Below are 9,682 nucleotides of genomic sequence, written 5' to 3'. Positions count from 1 at the left end.
CGGCGGAACGGAAGACAAGGGCATATGCGTTCCCTTGCCCGCAAGGACTCTCCCGTCGGAGGAAATGATGGATATGGAGGCTCCCCGGCTCAGCTCCAGCGTATCCAGGCGTTCCTGAATGCCGAGCACCATGAGTCTTTCCAGGCGGAAACGACTCTTTTCGGCATCCGCCACGGGAGCGGCCAGAACCAGCGTACCGCGGTTTCTTACCGGCATGAAGCAGACCAGCACAGGCATCTCCTGGCCGTTGCCGTCGGGAACCCGGACCACGGCGAACTGTCCGTCGTTCAGCGAATCGCGATGACTCAGCATGGAACGCATGGACTGTCCCTTGAAATCCTGCCGACCTTCTTCCATGATGCTATCCGTCATGGGTCCCGAAAGAACGGGGCGACCTGCAAGGTCATAAAAAGCCAGATGCAGCGCTTCGGCATCCAGTACGCCCTTCCAGCGTGCAAGGCTGTCCTCCTCCTGCCTGTCGCTCTCCAAAAGCAGCATGTCGCGCATCATGGCGGCGTACTGTCGAAGATCCTTCTTCGACTGCAGCACCGATTCCACCTCGGAAGTCAGCAAGTTGAGATATCTGACGCTCAGGCTGTCTTCCACAAGCATGACGGTGTTGACGAAGGCTTCCCGCTCCCTTTCCATGCCGCTTTCCATGAGACTTGAACGGCTGAACAGAATGATGGGAACGGCCGCCAGGCTGATGGCCGCTCCGACGAGCAGAAAAAGCTTGCTTCGCAGGGAAAAATTCATGCGTTTTCCTCCGCCATGCGCTGAAGCTTCTTGCGCAGCCCCTCGCGGGTGATGCCCAGAAGTTCGGCGGCCTTCACCTTGCGCCCTCCGGCCTGTTCCAAGGCGCGACGAATGAGCATGGCCTCCGCCTTCTGCAGGTTGAGCGGCATGGCGGACCGCTCCGTTTCCGAGATTTCCTCATGATGGCACAGATATTCACGCCCGGCGTCCGATTCCAGAATGCGGGAGGAAAGATTCCTGAGCTCCACCACGTTGCCGGGCGTCAGCGCCGCGGCGCGCTTCATCTCATTGTTCAGCTCGCGCACGTTTCCGGGCCACGCATAGCGCAGCAAAAGCCCCTGAGCAGCCTCGGAAAGAGAAAGCCGATCCCGGCCCATCTCGGCGCAGAACCGTTCAAGAAAGGACTGGGCCAGCAGCACTATGTCGTCCCCGCGTTCACACAAAGGCAGAAGCTTGAGTTCCACCACGTTGACGCGATAGAAAAGATCCTCGCGAAAACGCCCTTCCTTCACGGCTTCCTCGAGATTGACGTTGGTGGCGGAAACCAGAAGAATGTCCACCGGCACGGGATGCGCGCTGCCCACGCGCACCACTTCACGCTGCTCCAGCACGCGCAGAAGCTTGGCCTGATTGGCAAGGCTCATTTCGGCAAGCTCGTCCAGAAAAAGCGTACCTCCGCTCGCCTCTTCCACAAGGCCCTTCCGGGAAGAAACTCCCGTGGCCACGCCTTTCTCTATGCCGAACATGGCGCTTTCAAACAGCGTGTCCGGAATGGCCGTGCAGTTCACGGCAATGAAGGGACCGCGGCTGCGCGGAGACTGATGATGAAGGAAACGGGCCAGAACTTCCTTGCCCGTGCCCGTCGGCCCGAGGATGAGCGTATTGATGGGGCGTCTGGCGATGGAACGCGCAAGATCGAACACACGTCGCATGGGTTCGCTCTGACCTATGATGCCGTTTCCCGGCGAGTACAGCGCCTCCACGCTTTTCTGAAGCTCGTCGTTCTTCTGGACAAGCACCCTGTGCAGAGCCTCAAGTTCGGCATTTTTTGTCCGAAGCTGCTGAATGAGCTGCGAATTCTGAAATTCTCTGGCCTCCACCCTCACCAGCATCATGCCGAAGGCCTCGGCAAGACGCACAAGTTCATCCGGAGCGGCCCCCGTACGGGTGAGATCAAAAAGCCTGTCGGTGTCGGCATGCTTTCCCAGAGCCAGCTCGCCGCAAAGATCCGTCAGCAGCGGCAGAAGACTGTCCGTTCCCTTGTTTTCCATGCCACACTCTCCTTACTTTCTTTCCAGACTCTGCACCCAGCGCAGCACTTCCGCCACGGGCCCTATGAGGTCCTGAGGAATATAGGCGTTTTCCGTCCCGTCACGGAACAGCGCCCTTGCCAGCGGAACATTGCGCATGATGGGAATGCCCTCCTGTTTTGCCACGTCCATCATGCGCTTTGCAAGCAGTCCTTCTCCCTTGGCGAGAATAACCGGCAGAGGGGTCCTGCCCTTTTCGTAGTCCAGAGCCACGGCATAGTGTGTAGGATTGGTCACGAGCACCTTCGCCTTTCTTACGTTGTCAAGGGAGTTCTGCGCGATCATTTCCTTGTGCATCTGCTTGCGCCTGCTCTTGATGTGCGGATCGCCCTCGCTCTCCTTGTATTCCCTCTTCACTTCATCCTTGCTCATCATGTGATTCTGATTGTACTTGTGCCGCTGGTACAGATAATCCAGCGCCGCAATGACGCAGAACGCCCCTGCGGCGGTGACGACAAGATCGTTCACGGCTTCTCCCGTCACGCGCCACATGGCCCCTATGCCTCCTTCCGGCACTCGGAAAAGCTGAGGCAGATAGCGGCTGAGAATAAAGAACACCACGCCCCCGAGCACGCCGACCTTGATGAGATTCTTGACGAGCTCGAACAGGTTCTTCATGGAAAACACTTTCTGAAACCATTTTTTGGGATCCAGACTTTCCAGCTTGGGCATGGCCGCCTTGACGGCGAAAAGCACGCCCGTCTGCGCAAGCGTTCCCAGAAAGGCCACGCCCATGACCAGACCGACCACAGGCGCAACCAGCATGACCGAAGACTGAATGACCAGCGGCACGACTTTGGCCATGGCCTCCTCAAAGGGCAGCGTCATGAAATCCATGGGCAGCGCCACCATGTCGCGCAGCAATGCAAAAATATTTCGGGCGTTGGCGGCAAGATACACCCCCACGGCCAGCGTGGTGAGCGCCGGGGCGATGTCCTGACTTCGACATACGTCGCCCTTTTCTCTGGCTTCGCGCAGCCGTTTTGGTGTAGGCTGTTCCGTCTTTTCGTCGCTCATGGCAAAAGTACCCGCAGGTAGCGCAAATCCGAGCCGAAGGAATCAAACATGCTCACCGCTCCGGTCATGAGCATGCTGAAATAGAAAATGAGCAGCAGGGACGCCAGACCGCTCTTCACGGGCATGGCCAGAATGTACACGTTGAGCTGAGAGGCAAAACGGTTGATGAGTCCGAGAGAAATGTCCGTCAGCAGGCAGGCGACCACCACGGGGGCGGAGAGCAGCATCATGTCCAGCGCAAGGTCGCTCACCTTCTGCGCAAAGAACAGCGGCAGCGAGGGATTCTTGAAGAACGCCGCGGGCAGAACGCTCGTCACCGGCCAGAACTCGTATCCGGCATAGACAACGCCGAGGAAGGTGAGAAAGGCGCCCGTGGAAAAGAACACGTACACGGCGCTCTGGAAAAAGAAGGAGCCCGTGGGGGAGGTCTGCTCCCCGGCCAGGGGATCGGTTTCCGTCGCCTGCCCCGCACCGCGCTGGTTGTCGATGAAGAACCCTGCGCACTGAAGAGTCCAGAACATCATGCCGGCAAGAAAGCCCATGAGCATGCCGAGAAAGACTTCCTTGGCGATGAGCACACCGACGTGCAGGCCGGAGGCAAGCGTGAGGCCCTCCCATGCGGGAAGCTGTCCGAGCAGCATGGGGTGCAGCACCAGATAGCAGGCCAGCACGATGGTGAAGCGAAGCTGTCCGGTCACCAGCGTGCCGCCCATGAACGGGGCCGTCTGCATCAGCATGAACAGCCGCGGCGTTCCCAGAAGAAACGCCAGCAGATGCTGCTGCGGCGAAAATCCCCAGAACAGACCGGTATCCAACACTCAGCGTCCTCCAGCCGACGCTTCTTCCGCTCGCGCAGTCCTCTCAGAGCAGATAGAAACGGGTAAAGATTTCATCGGCGTAGCGCAGTATTTCCCCCGACATCCAACCTCCCAGCAGAAACAGGGTCAGCACCACGGCGATGAGCTTCACGCCGAAGGAAAGCGTCTGCTCCTGCAGCTGCGTCACCGCCTGCACAAGACTGAGAACTATACCTATGACGGAGGCGATGACAATGGGAGGCAAAGAAATCACAAGCACCAGATAAAGGGCCTGAGAGGCATAGTCCATGGCAATGCTGTTCACGCCTCCCCCCTATATGCGGATGCGGCTGACGGGCTGCACGGAAATTTCCGGAGTCACTTCCTGATAGGCCATGACGGGCAACTCGTAGTACTTGGACTCGATGAGACGGCGCACATAGCGGCGTATGTCCATGGAGGCCATGAGCACGGGCTTCTGCGTGCTGCCCCGGTACTTGCCCGCAGCCTCGCCCACAGCCTTCACGATGCGCTGGGAAGTGTCGGGATCAAGCGACAGAAAGGCTCCGGCGGAAGTCTGCCGTATGGCCTTTCGAATGGTCTCCTCCAGAGAAGGGTCCATGAGGATGGCGGGAAGCATGTTCTGTCCGCGTGAGTACATGTAGCTTATCTGACGCTTCAGGGAGCTGCGCACGTATTCCGTGAGCATGACGACGTCCTTTTCCTTGGGACTCCACTCGATGAGCGCCTCGAGAATGCTGCGCAGGTCCCGGATGGAAATCTGCTCCTGAACCAGACGCTGAAAGATTTCCGCAATGCGCTGCACGGGCAGAAGACGCGTCACCTCGCGCACAAGATCGGGAGCCCTCTCCTCCATGCGGTCGAGCAGATACTTGCTCTCCTGCATGCCGAGAAAACTCGAGGCATGACGGGAAAGCAGCAGAGAAAGATGATAGGCCAGAATGCGGGCATGAGTCATGCAGCTTATGCCGGCCTGTTCCAGACGCTCCACGTCGGATTCATTCACCCACAAGGGCTCGATGTCCGGCAGAAAGGGCTCCCCTTCGCGATAGATGACGCCGAGCAGGTCAAGATTGACCTTCTTCTCCCTCACGATGACCATGCCTTTTTCCATCTTTCCGCGGGCCATGGGAATTTCGTTGAGATTGAGCACATAGCCGAGCGAGGGAAGCGAAGCGTTCGGTCTGATGTTGATGCCGGGGAAGGGAACGCCGAGATCGAAGTACAGAGCACGGCGCAGGCTGGACAGCTCGTTGTTGAGCGAATCGTAATCCATGGACTCGCCTATGTCGGGAGCGATGTCCAGAATGATGGGCACCGTGGGCGAAAAATCGTCCTGAGGCCCGGAGGCGGAACGAGGCTTCCTTTTCTCCGCGGCGGGTGCGAGCGAACGGGAAAGCTCCGCCTTGCCGTCCGGCTTTTCAGGAACCGAGGCAAGACGCTCCAGCACATAGCCGAACCCTCCCACGGCAAAGGCGAGCGTGAACAGCTGCGGCTTGGGGAATCCGGGAATGAGCGCAAAAAGGAAGATGAGCGCGCCAGCCATCTGCAAGGCCTTGGGCTGAGCGAAAAACTGCTGTCCTATCTGCGCGCCCACGTTGTCGGTGCTGTCGCCGGACCGGGTGATGAGAATGCCTGCGGAAATGGAAACCAGCAGGGACGGGATCTGCGAAACCAGGCCGTCGCCGATGGTGAGAATGCCGTAGGTATGCATGGCCTCGCCGGCCGTCATGCCGTGCTGCGTGATGCCGATGATGGTGCCGCCCACGATGTTGACCACGGCAATGATCATGCCGGCAATGCTGTCGCCCTTGACGAACTTCATGGCGCCGTCCATGGCGCCGTACATCTGACTTTCGAGCTGAACGCGATTGCGCCGGTTCTGCGCCTCCTCCATGTCGATGACTCCGGCGCGCATGTCGGCGTCTATGGACATCTGCTTGCCGGGCATGGCGTCCAGGGTAAAGCGCGCGCCCACTTCGGCCACGCGCTCCGCACCCTTGGCAATGACGAGAAACTGCACGATGGTCAGAATGATGAAGACCACCGCGCCCACGACGAAGTTGCCGCCCAGCGCGAAGTCGCCGAACGTGAAAATGATTTCACCGGCGTCGGCCTGCAGCAGAATAAGTCGCGTGGTCGTGATGTTCAGCCCCACGCGAAAGAGCGTGGTGAACAGAAGCATGGTGGGAAACGAGGAAAAATCGAGCGCCGTCTTCACGTACATGGACATCATGAGCATGAGGAACGAGAGCGTCATGTTCACGCCGATGAGCGTATCCACAAGAGGCGTAGGAAGAGGCACTATCATAAGCGCCACCACGACTACCAGAAGCATGACCATGGTTATGTCGTTGTGACGGGTCATCAGCCTGACCCCGAGCGAGGCCTTTTCCATGACGCTCATACGCTTTTTCCTCCCCCGGAAAGAAACAAATATTCATCCAGAGCAGCCCGGGCTTCCTCCTTTCTGCCCTCCAGCCAGAAGGCCTGCGCCTTCATGAGATGCAGCACGGCCTGTCGGGAGGAAAGCGCGGCTCCGCCCATGGCTCCGCGCAGAGCCTCCAGCGCCTTTGCCCCCCTGCCCTCGCTGATGGCCACGGCCGCCGTTCCCGCAAGCGCCAGACGATCGGGATTCTCTGGGGATGCAAGGCCGGCAAGGGCGGCGTAGATGCGCCCCGCCCGCTCCTCCTGACCCATGCGCAGCATCATGTATGCAAGCACGTGAAGCGCACGTTTCTGACGTTCCTTCAGCACCGGCATGTCAGCCTCCTATCATCAGCCCGAGATAGGCCTGCAGAAGCTGACCGTTCTGCAGAAGAGGCCGGAGCTCTCTGGAGACCATGTCCTGAACGACCGGATCGGCGATCCCTTCCAGATCGCTCACGCAGGACTGCAGCGTTTCGGAAAAGACTTCCGGACTCAGCATGGAGCCGTCCCCGACATCGGGACACAGCGCTCTCTCCATGATCTGCCAGGCATTGTTCGGAGCGTACAGCTCCTCAAGGCCGGGCTCGTTCAGGGCGTTGGAAGCAAGCTCCCTCGCCCGGGGCAGATTGCCGGAATCGGGCATGTCCATGACATTCTGGATGCCCAGGGAAGCGTCGAGAAGATTAATGGGTGAAGGCATCGTTCATGCTCCTGAAAACGTTTCCGACGGAAGCCGGACAAAGGTGCGCGCCCGGCATCAGAGCACACCGCGCATCAGATCCGTCAGCATGCGGAGCGCATTTTCAATGCCCGCAGCCGTAACGGTGGATTCCTCCATGCGCGTGAGCAGCACGGCACGGCCAGAAAAAGCTCCGGCAAAGACCGGCATCGCATGGCCGTGCCTGTAGTCGCATATCTCAAGAAGACGCCGCGTCGCGCCGTTGTCCGGCACGGGCAGAGGCGCGGAAACATAGACAAGCAGCTCGCCCCTCCCGCGTCCTTCCGATTTTTCCAGATAAAGACTGCCCACGTTTTCTATGTTCAGACAGGCGACTCCCTGCGGAGAAAAGACAAGGGAGTCCAGTCCGAGTCTGCGTCCGAAGGCTTCAATTTCATAGTCCAGCATGGCCGTCATCCTTCCTGGCTCGCCAGGTATTCGTCTTCGCGCTCTATGGCCCGGTCCACGGACTCCTGAACGGCATCGAGAATCTTCATGCGGCCCTGCTCGTCGTCGAAAAGCGCCACGGGAAACTTTCGTGCCGTGCTCAGAAGCTCCTGCAGGAAAAGCACCTCTCTTTCTATATCAGGCGCTCCGGCCTTGGCAAGAATGCCGTCGATCTGTGCAGCCCCGATGAAGCGCTTTTCCCTGAGTCCCACAATGTCGCCGAGCAGCTCCATGGACGTAAGCGATCCTGCCCCGGGCCTTACCCCGTGCACGCGGCTCCAGCGTTCCATCATGGACTCGCACAGACGATAGGCGCTCTGCGTCAGACGAACCTTGCCGAGCGTGTCGTGCACGCTTTCCAAATGCCGCAGCCCCATGCTGGGCACATCGGCAGCCATGTCGGCGCTGAGCGCGGAAAAAAGAAAATCCATGGCTCTGTCGAAGTCTCCGCCGTACTGCTCCATGACATGAGCGAACACTTCGTTCACCGAAGAAAACTCGCATGCCGTCCGACGATAGAAGTCCCGCATGGCATCACTGCCGCCGAGATCCTCAAATCCGGCCGAAGCAAGCGCGCCCTGAATGCCGGCACGTATCGCGGGCCCTTCCTTCTCGTCCATCTCGGCAAGAGCGGTCTCCACTTCGTCGAGCAGCGCCTTGTCGGCCCCTTCCGCCCGCAGCTCCTCCCGCATCTGCATGAGGGCCGCCCATGCATCGGAAGGATCAGGAAAATATTCCCTTGCCTTGTCCAGAGCACGCCGAGAGTCGGCACGACTGCGCAGACTGTCGCGCAGGCTGCCGAGCTGTTCGCTCTTGCCGGCCTCATGCATGAGCTCCTGATACAGCTTTATGCGCTCCTCTTCGGACTTCTTTATCCTGTCTCGCTCCTTGCGCTCCTCCAGTTCAAAATCATCGGTAGTGTCGGCAGAAAAGGAAAGCTCCTCGGCGGCATCAGCAAGCAGAGATTCCGGAGAAGGAACCTGCACTACGGCATTTCCCATGAAGCTGCCGCGCACTGCAGAACTTTCCGCCTGATGTATGGTTCCTCCCGTCTGAAAGGACCCGGATATGGAATCTATAGCCATGACATGCGCTCCTCTATATTACATATCCATGCAAAAAATATGCCATAACAGACGTTATCTGCAAAGCCGCAAGTTTTTACCGTTGCAACGCCCTGAGGGCTCTGGTAGTATGACGGAAAGCAACAGGCATGGCAACACGGTTCCCACCTTCGCCAAAAAAGTTGGCATCCACTCAAAAATTTCTCCACCCTTTTTCTTCTTTTTGCCGGAAAACTTCGGGAAGTCAATGCTTGGCACGTTTTTTGCATAAATTATGGCAAGTGCCGCGCAGCGGCAGAAGTTCTGCCTTCCCCCCCATCCATTTTGAAGGAGCTTGAACATGGCTTTCACCGAGCAGGATCTCAGAAATCAGAAACAGGAAATCGCCCGTCTGGCCGACGAACTTTCCCGACTCAACAGTGTATTTGCCGAACAAAAGAAGGCTCTCGGCATTCCCGAAACTGAAACCGTCACCGTGGCCGAATCGGAAGTGACTCCCGAGCTCAGAAGCGCCATGGCCGACGCCATGGAAAGAGCAAGGCGAGAAGGCGAAGCCAGAGCCGCCCGGGCAAAGCTCTCCGCCGGGTCTTCGTCCGCTCCTGCCGGCCGTTCCCGCCGCGGTGCCATGATTGTCTGACCCCGCCTTCTTTTGCTCCGACCGGCTTTCTTACTTCACAAGGAAATACCATTATGTCTCAGGTCAACAATACAAGTGCCCTCTCCTCCATCATGGACACCATCGACCTCGGTCCCACCGGCAGCGTGCAGATGATGTTCGCCAAGCTCCAGCTCGCGCAGTCCGAAATCTGCAAGGCCCAGGCCGAAGACTACATGAAGCAGATAGAAGACATTCAGAACGAGCAGGAACTGTGCGCCGACATGATCGAACAGGCCAGAAAGCTCCAGAACGACGCCAAGACCAGCGGCAAGTGCACCACCATGCCCAGCGAAATGGTCACGTTCTTCAACGATCGCGGACTGTCCTTCGACACCGACGGCAATGACAACGCCCACAGCGCCGACCAGTGGGACTACAACCTGAAGAGTCTTACCAACTACCAGGAGAGCGTGGGCAACAAGACGCAGACCCTCATGGTCTACCTGCAGGACTTCATCGGCCAG

At 58.6% G+C, this 9,682-nt stretch carries 12 protein-coding genes and 1 pseudogene; 2 read left to right on the top strand and 11 right to left on the bottom strand.

Annotation, left to right across the window (positions count from 1 at the left end; translation table 11 throughout):
- The 11 genes and pseudogenes from QZZ60_RS08510 to QZZ60_RS08460 form a co-directional block, all read right to left on the bottom strand.
- Nucleotides 1-756, bottom strand: a pseudogene (locus QZZ60_RS08510) (hypothetical protein); the annotation flags it as partial.
- Nucleotides 753-2,027, bottom strand: a complete 1,275-nt coding sequence (locus QZZ60_RS08505; protein ID WP_295640495.1) for a sigma-54-dependent Fis family transcriptional regulator — start codon at nucleotides 2,025-2,027, stop codon at nucleotides 753-755. The pseudogene QZZ60_RS08510 and the gene QZZ60_RS08505, both read right to left, overlap by 4 nt.
- A 12-nt stretch (nucleotides 2,028-2,039) precedes the next feature.
- Complete coding sequence (gene sctU / locus QZZ60_RS08500; protein ID WP_295640493.1) at nucleotides 2,040-3,083, bottom strand: type III secretion system export apparatus subunit SctU; 1,044 nt, start codon at nucleotides 3,081-3,083, stop codon at nucleotides 2,040-2,042.
- Nucleotides 3,080-3,901, bottom strand: a complete 822-nt coding sequence (gene sctT, locus QZZ60_RS08495) for a type III secretion system export apparatus subunit SctT (protein WP_295640491.1) — start codon at nucleotides 3,899-3,901, stop codon at nucleotides 3,080-3,082. The genes sctU and sctT overlap by 4 nt, the downstream gene beginning before the upstream one ends.
- Nucleotides 3,902-3,944: 43 nt before the next feature.
- Nucleotides 3,945-4,205: a type III secretion system export apparatus subunit SctS gene (gene sctS, locus QZZ60_RS08490; RefSeq protein ID WP_294446096.1), complete on the bottom strand. Its 261-nt coding sequence runs from the start codon at nucleotides 4,203-4,205 to the stop codon at nucleotides 3,945-3,947.
- Between the two features lie 9 nt (nucleotides 4,206-4,214).
- Nucleotides 4,215-6,308, bottom strand: a complete 2,094-nt coding sequence (sctV, locus tag QZZ60_RS08485; RefSeq protein WP_295640489.1) for a type III secretion system export apparatus subunit SctV — start codon at nucleotides 6,306-6,308, stop codon at nucleotides 4,215-4,217.
- Nucleotides 6,305-6,664, bottom strand: coding sequence for a hypothetical protein (locus tag QZZ60_RS08480; protein WP_295640487.1), 360 nt, complete (start codon nucleotides 6,662-6,664; stop codon nucleotides 6,305-6,307). Before QZZ60_RS08480 ends, sctV begins: the two co-directional genes overlap by 4 nt.
- Nucleotide 6,665: 1 nt before the next feature.
- Complete coding sequence (locus tag QZZ60_RS08475) at nucleotides 6,666-7,031, bottom strand: type III secretion protein (RefSeq protein WP_295640485.1); 366 nt, start codon at nucleotides 7,029-7,031, stop codon at nucleotides 6,666-6,668.
- A 57-nt stretch (nucleotides 7,032-7,088) separates the two neighbouring features.
- Nucleotides 7,089-7,457 (bottom strand): CesT family type III secretion system chaperone, encoded by a 369-nt coding sequence (locus QZZ60_RS08470; RefSeq protein WP_295640483.1) that lies wholly within the window; start codon nucleotides 7,455-7,457, stop codon nucleotides 7,089-7,091.
- 5 nt (nucleotides 7,458-7,462) lie between these two features.
- Nucleotides 7,463-8,581: a type III secretion system gatekeeper subunit SctW gene (gene sctW / locus QZZ60_RS08465; protein ID WP_295640481.1), complete on the bottom strand. Its 1,119-nt coding sequence runs from the start codon at nucleotides 8,579-8,581 to the stop codon at nucleotides 7,463-7,465.
- Nucleotides 8,582-8,635: 54 nt separating this feature from the next.
- Nucleotides 8,636-8,902: a hypothetical protein gene (locus QZZ60_RS08460; RefSeq protein ID WP_295640480.1), complete on the bottom strand. Its 267-nt coding sequence runs from the start codon at nucleotides 8,900-8,902 to the stop codon at nucleotides 8,636-8,638.
- On the opposite strand from QZZ60_RS08460, the gene QZZ60_RS08455 reads away from it, so the two are divergent.
- Entirely contained in the window at nucleotides 8,901-9,197 is a 297-nt protein-coding gene (locus QZZ60_RS08455; protein WP_295640478.1) for a hypothetical protein, read from the top strand. The genes QZZ60_RS08460 and QZZ60_RS08455 overlap by 2 nt on opposite strands.
- 53 nt (nucleotides 9,198-9,250) lie before the next feature.
- A partial coding sequence (locus QZZ60_RS08450; protein ID WP_295640476.1) for a hypothetical protein occupies nucleotides 9,251-9,682 on the top strand: 432 nt, incomplete at its 3' end.

Origin of the sequence: uncultured Mailhella sp., from assembly GCF_905187505.1 — a bacterium.
Lineage (GTDB): Bacteria > Desulfobacterota > Desulfovibrionia > Desulfovibrionales > Desulfovibrionaceae > Mailhella.
Note: the sequence above shows the minus strand (reverse complement) of the source record. Positions and strands in the feature narration are given on the sequence as shown.